The following is a 14,107-nucleotide window of genomic DNA, read 5'->3' as shown; positions in this document are numbered from 1 at the left end:
CCCGGGCCGAGCGGCCCGGCCCCGCTCATCCACCCAGACAGGACGGCGCGTCCGCGTCCTCGGCCAGCCGACTGCCCAGGGGCAGGACATAAGTGGCGTACAGAACCACGGGTTCGGTCCCGAGGTTGCGTCCGATATGGCGGTGTTCCACACCGGACGGCTCGGTGAAGGCCGACCCGGCGGGCATCACCTCGACCGAGCAGTCGTGCAGGGTCCGGGTGAGCGTCCCGGACTTGACCACGACGAGCAGCGGACCGTCGTGGTAGTGCCAGCCCGTGGAACCGCCCGGGTCGATGGTGATCGTCCGGACCACTACATTGGCCGGTCCGTTGGCCTTCAGGATCAGCCGTTTCTCCGAGACGCCCTGGGCGAGCAGGTTTCCCGTGACACCGCCGCCGGGTGCGGCGTTCGCGGCGGCGGGCGGCACGGTGGCGATCATTCCGAGACAGCCAGCCAGCACCATGGCCCCTTGTGCACGCCCCTGGCGTCCCGCACTTCCCAACCTTCCTTTGAACCTCATGGAAGCCCTCCAACTCATCTGCACCATAACGGTGTTGCCGTCCGAACGTCCGGCCGCAGCCTGCCGTCAAAATCCAGATCACGCCACCGAAGCGGAAAAGGTGAGAGAGAAGAGAGAAACGAAGGGGTTCGACGGGCAAACGAACAGCATCGAAGAGCCAGCCGGACACACAGGGGCCCAAGGACGTGACCACCTCCGCCGTCCGGGCTGCCACCGCACCCGTCAAGCGCATACGACCTGCTCAGGAGTTCGAACGAGCCATCGGGACCCTGATCGACAGCACACATCAGGCCGACGGCACCAGGGAACAACCGTCGTTTCACCCCAACGAGTGGACGCGCCCTGCGGATACGCCACCGGAGCCGGGGCCATCCGGCCGAAACCCGATGCTCCCTCCGGGTTTACGGGCTTCATCGCCGCCGAAGAGGGCGCGCCCCGGCACATCGCCCCGGCCTGAGCACAAGCGGCCCTCCAGGGGAAGAACCGCTGATCGCCTCCCTGGTGAAGCAGCGTCGGCCGATCCCGGTGAGCCGCCCGGGGGTTCGGATCAGTAGCGCACGGGAAGGGCGATCAATCCCCGGGCCCGGGTCGACGGCCTGCGGCGCAGCTCCTCCGGCGGGACATCGAGGGCCAGTCGGGGAAAGCGCTCCAGCAGCGCGCCGATCGCCACCTCGGTCTCCAGCCGGGCCAGGGGCGCACCCAGGCAGTAGTGGATGCCGTGCCCCAGGGCGACATGGCCGCTCGCGTCCCGGCGGAGGTCGAGCCGTTCCGGGTGCGGGAAGCGGTCGGGGTCGCGGTTGGCCGCGCCCAGACAGAGCATGACGGTCTCGCCCACCGGGACGGTCGTCCCGCCGATGGTCACGTCCTCCACGGGAAAGCGGCGGATGGCGAGTTGCGCCGGACTCTCGAAGCGGACGAACTCCTCCGCCGCCGCGGGGAGGAGACCCGGGTCGGCCCGCAGCGCGGCCCACCACTCCGGGTGGGTGAGCAGGGCGTGCACCGCGTTCCCGATGACCTGGACCATGTTCTCGTACCCGGCGAGGAGGATCAGGAAGACGAGGGACATCAGCTCGTCCTCGCTGAGCCGGTCGGCGCCCCGGCCGGTGCCCCGGGCCGTGTCCTCCCCGCGCACCGCGATCAGGGCCGAGGTGAGATCGTCGCCGGGGCGCTCACGCTTGTGCGCGAGCAGCCCGGAGAAGAACGCGACCAGGCTGCCCGCCGCCTCCTTGGCCCGCTCCGGGTGGTCGGGGTCGGGCAGCAGCACGGCGTCGGTCCACTCACGGAAGTCCCGCCGGGACGGCTCGGGCACCCCCAGCAGTTCGGAGATGACGATGACCGGCAGCGGGCCCGCGTACGCGGCGACCAGGTCCGCCCGGTCCCGTTCGGCCATGGTGTCCAGCAGTCCGTCGGCGATCCGCCGGACCGGCTTCCGCAGCTCCTCGATCCGGCGGGTGGTGAAGGCCCGGGTCACCAGTTTCCGGATACGGGTGTGGTCCGGGGGGTCCATGTTGAGCAGATGGGCGTCCAGCACGGGCGGCAGCCGGAATCCCCGGTAGTTGCCCGCCAGGGCGTTCCGCTTGTCCAGGGAGAGCCGCGGGTCGGCCAGTCCCTGCCGTACGTCGTCGTACCGGGTGACGATCCAGACGGGCAGCCCTTCCGGGCCGATGATGCGGTGGACGGGGGCGGTCGCGCGCAGCTCGTCGTACACGGCGTAGGGGTCGGCCAGCAGGGCGCGCGTCGGGTCCTGGAGGGTCATGGGATCACCCTAGACAGGGCAAACCGTCCCGATCACCCTTCCCCCGGCGAGCGGGTGACGGCTCGTCCGTTCTTCCGGGAACCCTCGGGAACGGTCCGCGCCCGCTCCGGGAGGCCGCTCCGGGCGGAGCGCCGTCTCCGGACCGACGCCGAGCGTACGGCGTCGCACGGCCCGGGGTCAGCGGCCGCCCCCGAGGTGGATGTCGCCGATGGTGCCCGTCTGGACGACGGTCCCGTGCTGGGTGCCGCCGGTGATGGAGTTCCGGACGACGACGGCGGGGGCCGTACCGGGGTCCGGGACGATCTCGTCCAGCAGCGCGCGCAGCTCGGCGGCGGCGCCGGGGTCCGCCTGGAGGGTGCGCCGCATCCTGATCCGCCACTCGGCCAGCACATCGGCGGCGATGTCCTCGTCCTGCGTCTCCCGGGCTTCGAGCAGCTCGGCCCGGGAGGTCTCCAGCTCGGCGGTGACCGCGCCGGGCTCCCCCGTCCCCCGGGAGAAGAACCGTGCCAACCGGTCCCGTGCCGGGCCCCAGCTCTCCTGGATCATCTGCTGGACCAGCGCCGTCGCACCGGCTGTCGCCAGTGCCACCAACTCGGCTTCCACTCCGCCTCCCCCTGGCCGGACGTCGTCCTCCCCGAGGGTAGCGGTCATCGGTCCCGCAGGGCCCTGAGCACGCCCACCGGATCGGCGTCCGGGGTGCCGCGCGGCCACCAGTCCTCGGCTCCGGGGTCGGACTCGTAGCCGTACCAGAGTCCGTCCCGGCCGAGACGGAGCTGGAACGAGCTGCCGGAGAGACGGTTGCGCCAGGGGCGGAAGGCGGGCAGGCCGGGCGGCGTGGCGGCGGCCAGCGCGGGCCGGGCCCGGTCGAAGGGCCCGGCGGGCGGGTCCCAGGGCTCCTCCAGGACGGCCAGGGCGGCCCTGCCGCCCTGGCGCCAGGCCGCGACCGCGCGGGCCAGCTCGGTGGGGGTGCGGCCGGTGGCCCCGGCGAGGTCCCGGTAGAGGGCCCGGGTGGACGCGGTGAGCCCGGAGCCCGGGTGGGCGGCGGCGAGCCGGACCGCGTCCTGTCCCCGGGTGAGCCCCGCGACCGGGTCGGCGCCGTCGGTGAGCAGGGCGTGGGCACGGACGGCGGACTCGGAGGCCAGCAGGTCCAGCGCCATCGGGTCGGGCGCCCCCGGCGCCTGCGGATAGGCGGGCGGACGGCCGGGGTGCGCGGGCGGGGCGAACGGCGGCGGCAGGGCCGGCAGTCTGCGCGGCGCGAGGGCCGCCCGCGCGGGAACCGCGGCCGGGGGCACCGGAGGGCGCCCGTCCGTGGGCCGCTCCGTTCCCCGGCGCGCGAGATCGGCGAGGATGTCGCGCTCTCCCCTGCCACGCAGCAGGAACAGGACGAACGGGTCCTCGTCGAGGAGCGCCGCCGTCCGGTAGCAGAGCGCCGCCGCATGCTTGCAGGGGTAGCCGTCGTCGGGGCAGGAACAGTCGGGGACGAGGTCCCCCGCCGACGGGAGCAGTCCGGCCGTCCCCGCCAGCTCCTGGGGGACGTCCTGGTCGAGCAGGGCCGCGATGTGCTCGGGGCGGGCGGCGGCAGCGGCCAGGATCTCCTCCCACTCCTCGTCGGAGAGGGTCCGCAGACGGATCTCGGTGCGGTACGGCCGCACCCGGGTGCCCCGGACGTACGCGGTGACCCGGCCGGGGGTGACGGTGATCGCCTCCACCCGGCCCCGGCCCGCGTAGCTCCGCCCCCGGGCGAGCCTGGCCGGGTCGAGCGCGGTGTCTTCCAGGGCCTCCACCCACGCGTGCCCCCACCAGGTGACGGCCGCGCGGTCCCCCACGAGGGGTTCGAGCGCGGGGAAGGTGCGGCGCCGGTCGTCGTGCCGGGGCGCGGCGGCCGGGCGGCGCCGGCGGCGGGGCGCCGAGCCGGTCCGCACCGGCGGTGTGCCCTCGTCGGCGCGGCCCTGCCACGGGGTCATCGGTGCCTCCTCAGGGAGACCAGATCGGCGAGTTCCCGATCGGTCAGCTCGGTCAGGGCCGTCTCCCCGGAGCCGAGCACCGCGTCGGCGAGCGCCCGCTTCGCGGCCAGCATCCCGGCGATCCGGTCCTCCACGGTGCCCTCCGTGATCAGCCGGTGGACCTGGACCGGCCGGGTCTGGCCGATGCGGTACGCGCGGTCCGTCGCCTGCTCCTCGACGGCGGGGTTCCACCAGCGGTCGTAGTGGATGACATGGCCCGCCCTGGTCAGATTGAGTCCGGTGCCCGCGGCCTTGAGGGAGAGGACGAAGACGGGGATCTCACCCGACTGGAACCGGTCCACCATCCGCTGGCGCTCCGCCACCGGGGTGCCGCCGTGCAGGAGCTGGGCGGGGACGGAGCGGGCGGACAGATGCTCCAGGAGCAGCCGGGCCATGGTGACGTACTGGGTGAAGATCAGGACCGCGCCCTCCTCGGCCAGGATCGTCTCCAGCAACTCGTCGAGCAGGGCGAGCTTGCCCGAGCGCCCGGCGAGCCGGGTCCCCGGTCCGCGGCCGGGGCTCCCGCGGTGGCCGGGTCCGGTGCGGCCCGGCTCCTTCAGGAACTGCGCGGGATGGTTGCAGATCTGTTTGAGGTCGGTCAGCAGCTTCATCACCATCCCGCGGCGTGCCATGCCCTCCGCGCCCTCGATGGCGGCCATCGCCTCGCGGACCGCCGCCTCGTAGAGCACCGCCTGCTCACGGGTGAGGGGGACCGGGTGGTCGGACTCGGTCTTCGGCGGCAGCTCGGGCACGATGCCGGGGTCCGACTTGCGGCGCCGCAGCAGGAAGGGGCGCACCAGCCGGGCCAGCCGCTCGGCCGCCTCCGTGTCCTCCCCCTGCTCCACCGCGCGCGCGTGCCGGGCCCGGAAGGACTTCAGGGGCCCCAGCAGCCCGGGGGTCGTCCAGTCCAGCAGCGCCCACAGCTCGGAGAGGTTGTTCTCGACGGGGGTGCCCGTCAGCGCGACCCGGGCGGGCGCCGGCAGTCCGCGCAGTGCCTTGGCGGTGGCGGAGAAGGGGTTCTTCACCTGCTGGGCCTCGTCGGCGACGACCATGCCCCAGCGCTCCCGGGCCAACCGCTCCGCCCGGCCCCGCAGGGTGCCGTAGGTGGTGAGGACGAAGCCGCCCGTATCACCGGGGCCGCCCGCCGCGCCGCCGGGGCCGCTCGCCGCGCCGGGGCCGTCCGTGTCGCCGGGGAGGCTGCGGTCGCCGCCGTGGAAACGGCGCACGGGCACACCGGGGGCGAACCGGGCGATCTCCCGTTCCCAGTTGCCCAGCAGCGAGGCGGGGCAGATCACCAGGGTGGGTTCGGGGCGGGCGCGGTGGAGGTGGAGGGCGATCACCGTCACCGTCTTGCCGAGCCCCATGTCGTCGGCGAGGCAGCCGCCGAGGCCCAGCGAGGTCATCAGGTCCAGCCAGCCCAGTCCGCGCTGCTGGTAGTCGCGGAGCGTCGTGGCGAGCCCCGGGGGTGCCGCCACCGGCCGCGCACCGGCGGTGAGCCGGTCGCGCAGCGCGGCGAGCGCGCCCAGGGGCACGACGTCGACGGTCTCGCCGTCGACCTCGGCGGAGCCGCTGAGGGCCGCGGAGAGCGCGTCGACGGGGCTGAGCAGCCCCAGCTCGCGTTTGCGGGCCTTGCGCACCAGGTCGGGATCGACCACGACCCAGCGGTCCCGCAGCCGCACGATCGGACGGTGGGACTCCGCGAGGGTGTCCATCTCCGCCTCGGTCAGCGGGTCGCCGTCGAGCGCGAGCCGCCAGTGGAAGGACAGCAGCTCCTGGCTGTCGAAGAAGGGCGTGCCGTCGGTGGCGGAGCCCGGCGCGCCCCGGGCGGGGCGGACGACCACGTCGGCCGAGAGGGAACGCGCCAGCTCACGGGGCCAGTGCACGCTCACCCCCGCGTCGGCGAGCCGGGCCGCGCCGGGGCCCAGCAGCTCGTACAGCTCGGGTTCGGTGAGGGCGAGCGCGTCGGGCACCTCCCGCTCCAGCAGTCCGGTGAGCGGCGGCCAGACCCGGGCGGCGCGGCGCAGGGCGAGCACGGTGTCGATCCTGGCGCGCGGACCGAAGCCGTCCGCTCCCCCGTCCCAGAGCACGGCGGCGTCGACGACCAGGGTCGGATCGGCGAGGCTGTGCACCTGGACGACGGCGGCCCCCGCGTCCCGGACGTCCGCCGCGGCCCCGTCGGCGGCGGTGTCGAAGAGACGGGCTGCGGAGAGGTCGAGCCGCAGGGAGACCCGTACGCCCGCGTCCATCCCGGCCGCCGCCTCGGCCGCCCACTCCCGTGCGTGGGGCAGTCGCAGCGGGGCGGTGGCCGCGAAGGGCGCGCCCACCGCGTCGGCCGCCGCCGGGGTGCGGGGCAGGCTGTCGGCGACCGCGTCGAAGAGGGCCCGCACCAGTGCCTCCGGCTCGGGCAGCAGCAGCGGGGGCGGCCCGGCCAGGGGCGCGGCGTACGCCTCGTACGGCATGGCCGCCGCGATGCCCCGGAGCTGGGCGATGTCCTCGGCGTCGAGCGGTCCGGCACGCCAGGTGTCGTGGTCGGAGTCGGTCAGTCCGGGCAGGAGTCTGCCGCGGGCGACGAGATGGAGCGCGTGCAGGGCGGCGGCGGCCCAGCAGGCCGTCGCGGGGTGTGCCGCCGGATGGTGTCTGGCGCGGATCAGCAGGGGCAGGGCCTCGACGACGGGCAGGACGACGGCGGGGACGGTCCCGCTGTCGGCGTCGGGCGGCGGGACGGCGGCGGATGCTCCGGGTCCCGGGGCCGGGGGACGCGGCGGATCGGACGGGACGACGACGGTGATCTCGTCCGCCGCTCCGGCCGGACGGGTGCCGTCCGGGTTCCAGAAGGCGAATCTGCCCCGGCGGGGCGGGTCGGCGGGGAGGAAGACGGCCGCGCAGGCGTACGGCACCTGCGTGATCTCGGCTGGCATACGGGTCGCCTCCCATCCGGTCCGTCGGGTCACACGCCACCACCACCCGGCACGGCGGTGGTGTCGTCCTGCTTCACGACGATACGGCGGGGGTCTGACAACGCGGCCCGTGCCTGGCGTCTCCCCTGCTCAGGGCCGTGGGACCGCCCTTCGACCCCACGGAGGAGGGGCCGGGAGACACGGCGTCGCAGGAGCGGCGGAGGGCGCCCCGTGGCGGCTCAGGCCGACGGGGAGATCCGCCGGGTCCGCCCCGGGTTGGCGAGGTCGGCGGCCACGGGGTCCGGCGGCGGCTCCGGCTCCGGGGCGGTGTCGGTCCCCGCCTCCGCGCCCGGTTCCGTTCTCGGTTCCTTCTGCCCCTCCGCGTCTGTTTCGGCTTCCGCGTCCGTCCCGGCCCCGGATGCCGATACGGGGCCGCGGGTCCCGGCGCTCCCGGGGGTGGTACCGGTGTCCTCGGGAGACTCGGCGGGGACGTGCCCCGGGAGCGCGCCGACGGCACCCGGCCCCGGCGGTGGGCCCTGTCCCGGCGGCTGCGCCCGTTCCAGGAAACGCAGCAGCTCCACCGGGAAGGGCAGCACCAGGGTGGAGTTCTTCTCGGCGGCGACGGCGACGACGGTCTGCAACAGCCGCAACTGGAGGGCCGCCGGTTCCTTCGACATCGCACCGGCCGCCTCGGCGAGCTTCTTGGACGCCTGGAGTTCCGCGTCCGCGTTGATCACCCGGGCCCGGCGCTCCCGGTCGGCCTCCGCCTGCCGGGCCATGGACCGTTTCATGGTCTCCGGCAGGGAGACATCCTTGATCTCCACCCGGTCGATCTGCACACCCCAACCCATGGCCGGGCTGTCGATCATGAGTTCCAGCCCCTGGTTGAGCTTCTCCCGGTTGGAGAGCAGATCGTCCAGATCGCTCTTGCCGATGATGGAGCGCAGCGAGGTCTGCGCCATCTGGGAGACCGCGAAACGGTAGTCCTCGACCGCGATGATCGCTTCGGCCGGTTCGACCACGCGGAAGTAGACGACGGCGTCGACCCGTACGGTGACATTGTCCCGGGTGATGCCCTCCTGGGCGGGCACGGGCATCGTCACGATCTGCATATTGACCTTGCGAATCCGGTCGAGCACCGGAACGATCATGGTGAATCCCGGATTCCGGAGCCCGCCGTGCAGCCGCCCGAGGCGGAAGACGACACCCCGTTCGTACTGTTTGACGACCCTGGCGGCTGCCATGGCGTACGCAAGGAAACCGGCCACCACGGCGATGGCTGCCACTACCAGCCCTTCGAGCATCAGGGCACCCCCTTCTGTCCGAGCTGGTGACTCTCTTCCACGGTATGCCCGAGACAGGAGGTACGACCAGATTCCGGCAGATTCTGGGGATTCAGTGGTCAGCCGTCAGCGGCGGAACCAGCCGTGGCCGACGTACCAGTGCCCGCCCGACCGCAGATGGTCACCGATGGCCCGCTCCAGCGCGGTGCGGCGCGGCAGGGCGTCCGGCGGCAGATCGGGGTCGCCGAAGACAAAGCCGATGACGGAGCTGTCCGCCGGCCTGTCCCAGGTCCCGTGGATGTCGAACCGTTCCTGGAAGCGGAGGATGTTCGACGTCTTGGGCAGCCGGTCGGCGAACTGCGGGTCGAGCAGCCAGGAGTGACAGGTCGCGATCGGATAGGGCTCGTCGGGGAAACAACGGTCGAAGAAGGTCCCGGCGGCGGTGAGCGCCCGGTCGCAGGCGTCCGGGGCGAGCGGTCCGAGGAAGTCGGGTATGTGCAGATCCAGGGTGGGATCGCCGGGTCCGTAGGGCTCCCCCAGCGCCCGCAGCCCCTCCCCGGTGAGCCGGTCGAGACGGCCGCGCTGGAACTGGAGCCGCCCCAGATGGAACAGCTCGCCCCGGAAGTGCAGTGCGAGCCACCCCGGATGGGCCACTCCCCCCGTGCCGTGGCGGCGGCGGTGCAGTGCCATCTGCCGGCCGAGATCGGCCAGCGTACGGCGGGACACCTGGTCGGGGACGCCGCGCTCCCGGTGGTACGCGCGGATGTGGGGAAGGACCGCGAGCAGGACGAAGACGACGAAGGAGCGGGCGACCGGGGTGCCGGGGCCGTGGGCCTCCAGCCGGGGTTCCGGCTCCCAGCGGCCGTCGACCCGTCCGATGGCCTCCACCATCCGCCCGGCCGCCTCCATCAACGGATCGCGAAGTTCCGGATCGTCCGTCATCCGTGGGCGCAGAGCGAGGAGTGCGCCGATGTCCTCATGGGGCACGGCCAGGTCGAGCAGCGCGTCCGCGAGCTCGTCGCCCTCCGGCGGGCTGAGGTCCGTACTGGTCATCCGAGTCCCCCTTCGGGCCGCGCCGGTGCCCGTCGTCCATGGCACGGGCCGCCCGGGCGGCCGCCCGACCGCCCCCGGGGAGGCATCCTGGAAGAGGAGGCGAGACCATGCGCACCGGGAGTGAGCCCGTCACCGCGCGCAGTGCCCTGCGGATGCGGTTCTGGCTGAGTGTATGGGGTGTGCTCTGGACGAGCGCGGGCACAGCCCTCTTCGCACTCGCGGACCATCCGGGGTGGGCGGCGCTCTGCGGGGCGTTGTTGCTGGTCGTGCTGGTGGACCTGGTGATCGTCGTCCGCCATCTCCGCCAGGGTCCGCACTTCCAGCCGGGCCGTGATATCCCGCCGTACGAGCCGGTCCACGACCGGCCGCTGCCACCGCGCCCCCCGGAATCCGGTGCGCCGCCACCCTAGCTCTCCGGTCCGGCTTTCCGGCCACAGCTCTGTGGCCCAGGCTTCCTGCGGCTCTGTGGCCTAGCCTTCCCGGCCGCCGACCACCGCGAGCGCCAGCGCGGCCACCACCAGGACACAGCCCACGATCATGAAACCCCGGTCGGTCGCGGTGCGCTCCCGGCCGTCGACGACCACCTCCCGGGGATCAGCGGGATCGTACCGGAGCCGGACACTGCTCCCGGACGGCAGGGATACGGGAGAGACCGTCTCGACGATCCGGCCGTCATGGGTCTCGTACATCAGAACCGGACGTTCCGCTCCCGGCGGTGGTGGTTTGACCAGAGCGATCGCATACCGCCCCGAACGGGTGATGTGGCGGGTGCGGTGCAGGCCATAGGCGCCCGCGAGCACGGCGACCACTCCGGCCAGCGCGGCGAAAGCGGCGAAAACGATCTGCACCGCCGCGATGCTAGTGCCGACCGGGAGGGCGCGACGGCGGCTTGACGGAAGCCTGACGCCGCTGCGGGGCTATCCGGCCGCCCGGCGGGCCAGCTCCGCCCACACCGACTCGACCTGGGCCGCCAGCTGTTCCCGTGAACCGTCGTTGTCGATGACCACATCGGCGATGGCGCGCCGCTGCTCCCGGGTGGCCTGCGCCGCCATCCGCGCCCGCGCTTCGGACTCGTCCATCCCCCGCAGTTCGACCAGCCGCTCAAGCTGGGTCTCCGGTGCGGCGTCGACCACGATGACCAGGTCGTAACGGGGCGCCAGACCGTTCTCGGTGAGCAGAGGGACGTCGTGCACCACGACCGCGTCCGCCGCCGCCGACCGCTCCAGTTCCCGGGAGCGCTCCCCGACCAGCGGATGCACGATCGCGTTGAGCGCCGCCAGCCGCTCGGGGTCGGCGAAGACGATCGAGCCGAGGCGCGCCCGGTCGAGAACGCCCTCCGGGGTGAGCACCCCGGCTCCGAAACTCTCCACAACGGCCGCGAGCCCGGGGGTACCGGGCTCCACGACCTCTCGGGCGATCTTGTCGGCGTCGATCACGACCGCGCCGTACGACTCCAGCAACCGGGAGACTTCACTCTTACCGGCACCGATTCCACCGGTCAGACCTACGGACACCATGGGCGCAGCCTAGCTCCCGCCTCCGGCGCACCGTCCCGGAGCCTCCCCCGCGGTCTCAGGACTCCCCCTCCCGCTCGGCGAGAAAGCGCTCGAACTCGCGGCCGATCTCATCGGCGGAGGGAAGGTCGGCCGGTTCGGCGACGAGATTGCCCCGGGTTTCGGCCCCCGCCACCGCGTCGTACTGGTGCTCAAGTCCCTGGACCAGCGCGACCAGTTCGGCGTCGCCCTCGCCGATCTGGCGCTCGATCTCGTTCTGCGTCCGGTGGGCCTCGGTGCGCAGCGCGTGCGCGACGCCGGGGAGCACCAGACCGGTGGCGCCGGTGATGGCCTCCAGCGCGGTCAGCGCCGCGTCCGGGTAGGCGGAGCGGGCGACATAGTGCGGCACATGGGCCGCGACGCCCAGGACGTCATGACCCGCTTCCATCAGCCGGTACTCGACCAGGGACTCCGCGCTTCCCGGCACCTGGGCCTCGTCGAAGGGGCTGCGGTGCCCGGGGGTGAGGTCGGTGCGGTTGCCGTGCGGGGTGAGCCCGACGGGGCGGGTGTGCGGGACACCCATGGGGATGCCGTGGAAGTTGACCGAGAGGCGCACCCCCAGGCGCTCCACGATCTGGCTGACGGCGGCGGTGAACCGCTCCCACTCCACGTCCGGTTCGGGCCCGGAGAGCAGCAGGAAGGGCGCGCCGGTCGCGTCCTGGACCAGCCGCACCTCGATCCCCGGGGTCTCGTACGCCGTCCAGCGGTCACGGCGGAAGGTCAGCAGCGGGCGGCGGGCGCGGTAGTCCACCAGCCTGTCGTGGTCGAAGCGGGCGACCACCTGGTGAGGGAGGGTCTCCAGGAGACCGCGGACGATCTGCTCCCCGGTCTCTCCCGCGTCGATGTATCCGTCGAAGTGGTACAGCATGACCAGGCCGGCGGATTCCTGCGCGAGCGCCATATCGACGACCGCGAGTCCCTTCGGCTCCCATTCGTACAATCCCTGCGGATCATCCAGCACGATTACCGTTCCTCCTCGTGTTCACCACGTGACAACGCGCGGTAGCGGACGGGCATTCCCCGTCGGCGCACACGGAACGCCCCTGGAACGGTTGGGCTCCCCCGTTCACCGCGTGATGACGGGCGGGGAGGAGACGAGCCGCGATGGGCGGGGACGAGTACGGCGGGGCGTGACCCCGTTCCCGTTGTGCCTGTGTCCCCGGAAGTGTGGCGCAGCGGACCGAAGCCCGCCGGGAGAAGCCCCGGAGAAAGGATGAGGCCCGCTCCCCCGGAGGGGAGCGGGCCTCATCGTCGGCTGTCCGTCAGCCGCTGGTGGCTTCGAGCGTCAGCTCTGGCCGCCGGCGAGCTTCTCACGGAGCGCGGCGAGCGCCTCGTCCGACGCCAGGGCGCCGGAGTTGTCGTCCGACTCCGAGGAGTAGGAACCGCTGGCGGGCGCGGCGGCCGGAGCGGCGGCGTCACCCTCGGCAGCGGCGGCCTCGTCGGCCTCGCGGGACTTGATGACCTGGGCCTGGTGCTGCTCGAAGCGCTGCTGCGCCTCGGCGTACTGGGTCTCCCACGCCTCGCGCTGGGTCTCGTAGCCCTCGAGCCAGTCGTTGGTCTCGGGGTCGAAGCCCTCGGGGTAGATGTAGTTGCCCTGGTCGTCGTAGGACGCGGCCATGCCGTAGAGGGTCGGGTCGAACTCGACCGAGGCCGGGTCGGCGCCGAAGGACTCGTTGGCCTGCTTCAGCGAGAGGCTGATGCGGCGACGCTCCAGGTCGATGTCGATGACCTTGACGAAGATCTCGTCGTTGACCTGGACGACCTGCTCCGGGATCTCCACGTGGCGCTCGGCCAGCTCGGAGATGTGGACCAGACCCTCGATGCCCTCGTCCACGCGGACGAACGCACCGAACGGAACCAGCTTGGTGACCTTGCCGGGGACGACCTGGCCGATCTGGTGGGTCCGGGCGAACTGCTGCCACGGGTCTTCCTGGGTCGCCTTCAGCGACAGGGAGACACGCTCGCGGTCCATGTCGACGTCGAGAACCTCGACGGTGACCTCCTGGCCGACCTCGACAACCTCGGACGGGTGGTCGATGTGCTTCCAGGACAGCTCGGAGACGTGGACCAGACCGTCGACGCCACCCAGGTCCACGAAGGCACCGAAGTTGACGATCGAGGACACGACGCCGGAGCGGACCTGACCCTTCTGGAGGGTCGTGAGGAAGGTCTGGCGGACCTCGGACTGGGTCTGCTCCAGCCAGGCACGGCGGGACAGGACCACGTTGTTGCGGTTCTTGTCCAGCTCGATGATCTTGGCCTCGAGCTCCTTGCCCACGTAGGGCTGGAGGTCGCGGACACGGCGCATCTCGACGAGGGACGCGGGCAGGAAGCCCCGCAGGCCGATGTCGAGGATGAGGCCGCCCTTGACGACCTCGATGACGGTACCGGTGACGATGCCGTCCTCTTCCTTGATCTTCTCGATGGTGCCCCAGGCACGCTCGTACTGGGCGCGCTTCTTCGAGAGGATCAGGCGGCCTTCCTTGTCCTCCTTCTGGAGAACCAGGGCCTCGATCTCGTCGCCGACCTTGACGACCTCGTTCGGGTCGACGTCGTGCTTGATCGAGAGCTCGCGGCTCGGAATGACACCTTCGGTCTTGTAACCGATGTCGAGCAGGACCTCGTCCCGGTCGACCTTCACGATGACGCCGTCGACGATGTCGCCGTCGTTGAAGTACTTGATCGTCTCGTCGATCGCGGCGAGGAAGGCTTCCTCGTTACCGATGTCGTTGACCGCTACCTGCGGAGTGGCGGTGGTCTCGGTGCTGCTCGTCATGTGGGAAAGGGCTCCGGTACGGACATTGAAGTCGTAGGTACTGCTACGCCGTGAGCCCGTAATCGCAGCTGCAAGAAGCCGGACAGCCTTGGAGGCACTACCTGGCCGATACCTCCGGTGAACCGGAAGCAATCCCGCCAAAAAGCGCCTCGTGAACCGAGGGGACATACATACAGATGCGAGCGCGACCTGCTCCGTCTGAGGCGCGCAGGCCCGCAGCGCAACTTGTAGCATACGGGGGCAGCCGGAGACGGTCAATGCGCGAA

The 14,107-nt window shown here is 72.3% G+C and carries 12 protein-coding genes; 1 reads left to right on the top strand and 11 read right to left on the bottom strand.

Translation table 11 applies throughout. The features are described 5' to 3' along the window. Positions 1 to 25 precede the first annotated feature (25 nt). From CRV15_RS22435 to CRV15_RS22405, 7 genes are all read right to left on the bottom strand, one after another. Positions 26 to 463 (bottom strand): cupin domain-containing protein, encoded by a 438-nt coding sequence (locus CRV15_RS22435; protein WP_003956653.1) that lies wholly within the window; start codon positions 461 to 463, stop codon positions 26 to 28. Positions 464 to 1,067: 604 nt separating this feature from the next. Beyond that, entirely contained in the window at positions 1,068 to 2,276 is a 1,209-nt protein-coding gene (locus CRV15_RS22430) for a cytochrome P450 family protein (protein WP_003960089.1), read from the bottom strand. Positions 2,277 to 2,453: 177 nt separating this feature from the next. Beyond that, positions 2,454 to 2,879 carry a hypothetical protein gene (locus tag CRV15_RS22425; protein WP_009995814.1) on the bottom strand — a complete coding sequence of 142 codons (426 nt, stop codon included), beginning with the start codon at positions 2,877 to 2,879 and terminating at the stop codon, positions 2,454 to 2,456. Positions 2,880 to 2,923: 44 nt separating this feature from the next. Then, the gene (locus CRV15_RS22420; protein WP_003960091.1) at positions 2,924 to 4,240 is read right to left on the bottom strand and encodes an SWIM zinc finger family protein; all 1,317 of its coding nucleotides are present in this window, start codon (positions 4,238 to 4,240) and stop codon (positions 2,924 to 2,926) included. Beyond that, entirely contained in the window at positions 4,237 to 7,197 is a 2,961-nt protein-coding gene (locus CRV15_RS22415) for a DEAD/DEAH box helicase (protein WP_003960092.1), read from the bottom strand. The genes CRV15_RS22420 and CRV15_RS22415 overlap by 4 nt, the downstream gene beginning before the upstream one ends. Positions 7,198 to 7,415: 218 nt before the next feature. Further along, positions 7,416 to 8,480, bottom strand: a complete 1,065-nt coding sequence (locus CRV15_RS22410) for a slipin family protein (RefSeq protein ID WP_003960093.1) — start codon at positions 8,478 to 8,480, stop codon at positions 7,416 to 7,418. Positions 8,481 to 8,585: 105 nt separating this feature from the next. Continuing rightward, entirely contained in the window at positions 8,586 to 9,512 is a 927-nt protein-coding gene (locus CRV15_RS22405) for an acyltransferase domain-containing protein (protein ID WP_009995815.1), read from the bottom strand. 107 nt (positions 9,513 to 9,619) lie between these two features. On the opposite strand from CRV15_RS22405, the gene CRV15_RS22400 reads away from it, so the two are divergent. Next, positions 9,620 to 9,922, top strand: a complete 303-nt coding sequence (locus tag CRV15_RS22400) for a DUF6343 family protein (protein WP_003956646.1) — start codon at positions 9,620 to 9,622, stop codon at positions 9,920 to 9,922. A 60-nt stretch (positions 9,923 to 9,982) separates the two neighbouring features. On the opposite strand, the gene CRV15_RS22395 is transcribed toward CRV15_RS22400, so the two are convergent. From CRV15_RS22395 to rpsA, 4 genes are all read right to left on the bottom strand, one after another. Further along, complete coding sequence (locus tag CRV15_RS22395) at positions 9,983 to 10,360, bottom strand: DUF3592 domain-containing protein (RefSeq protein WP_003956645.1); 378 nt, start codon at positions 10,358 to 10,360, stop codon at positions 9,983 to 9,985. A gap of 69 nt (positions 10,361 to 10,429) precedes the next feature. Then, positions 10,430 to 11,029, bottom strand: a complete 600-nt coding sequence (gene coaE / locus CRV15_RS22390; protein WP_003956644.1) for a dephospho-CoA kinase — start codon at positions 11,027 to 11,029, stop codon at positions 10,430 to 10,432. A 55-nt stretch (positions 11,030 to 11,084) separates the two neighbouring features. Further along, positions 11,085 to 12,023 carry a PAC2 family protein gene (locus CRV15_RS22385; RefSeq protein ID WP_003956643.1) on the bottom strand — a complete coding sequence of 313 codons (939 nt, stop codon included), beginning with the start codon at positions 12,021 to 12,023 and terminating at the stop codon, positions 11,085 to 11,087. A gap of 327 nt (positions 12,024 to 12,350) precedes the next feature. Then, positions 12,351 to 13,841, bottom strand: a complete 1,491-nt coding sequence (gene rpsA, locus CRV15_RS22380) for a 30S ribosomal protein S1 (protein WP_003956642.1) — start codon at positions 13,839 to 13,841, stop codon at positions 12,351 to 12,353. Between the last annotated feature and the right edge of the window lie 266 nt (positions 13,842 to 14,107).

It is taken from the genome of Streptomyces clavuligerus (assembly GCF_005519465.1).
Lineage (GTDB): Bacteria > Actinomycetota > Actinomycetes > Streptomycetales > Streptomycetaceae > Streptomyces > Streptomyces clavuligerus.
Note: the sequence above shows the minus strand (reverse complement) of the source record. Positions and strands in the feature narration are given on the sequence as shown.

Bases quoted from the DNA above. Each gene is read 5' to 3' on its own strand.
- CRV15_RS22435 (WP_003956653.1), bottom strand. From the start codon at position 463: ATGGTGCTGGCTGGCTGTCTCGGAATGATCGCCACCGTGCCGCCCGCC.
- CRV15_RS22430 (WP_003960089.1), bottom strand. From the start codon at position 2,276: ATGACCCTCCAGGACCCGACGCGCGCCCTGCTGGCCGACCCCTACGCC.
- CRV15_RS22420 (WP_003960091.1), bottom strand. From the start codon at position 4,240: ATGACCCCGTGGCAGGGCCGCGCCGACGAGGGCACACCGCCGGTGCGG.
- CRV15_RS22415 (WP_003960092.1), bottom strand. From the start codon at position 7,197: ATGCCAGCCGAGATCACGCAGGTGCCGTACGCCTGCGCGGCCGTCTTC.
- CRV15_RS22410 (WP_003960093.1), bottom strand. From the start codon at position 8,480: ATGCTCGAAGGGCTGGTAGTGGCAGCCATCGCCGTGGTGGCCGGTTTC.
- CRV15_RS22405 (WP_009995815.1), bottom strand. From the start codon at position 9,512: ATGACCAGTACGGACCTCAGCCCGCCGGAGGGCGACGAGCTCGCGGAC.
- CRV15_RS22400 (WP_003956646.1), top strand. From the start codon at position 9,620: ATGCGCACCGGGAGTGAGCCCGTCACCGCGCGCAGTGCCCTGCGGATG.
- coaE (WP_003956644.1), bottom strand. From the start codon at position 11,029: ATGGTGTCCGTAGGTCTGACCGGTGGAATCGGTGCCGGTAAGAGTGAA.
- rpsA (WP_003956642.1), bottom strand. From the start codon at position 13,841: ATGACGAGCAGCACCGAGACCACCGCCACTCCGCAGGTAGCGGTCAAC.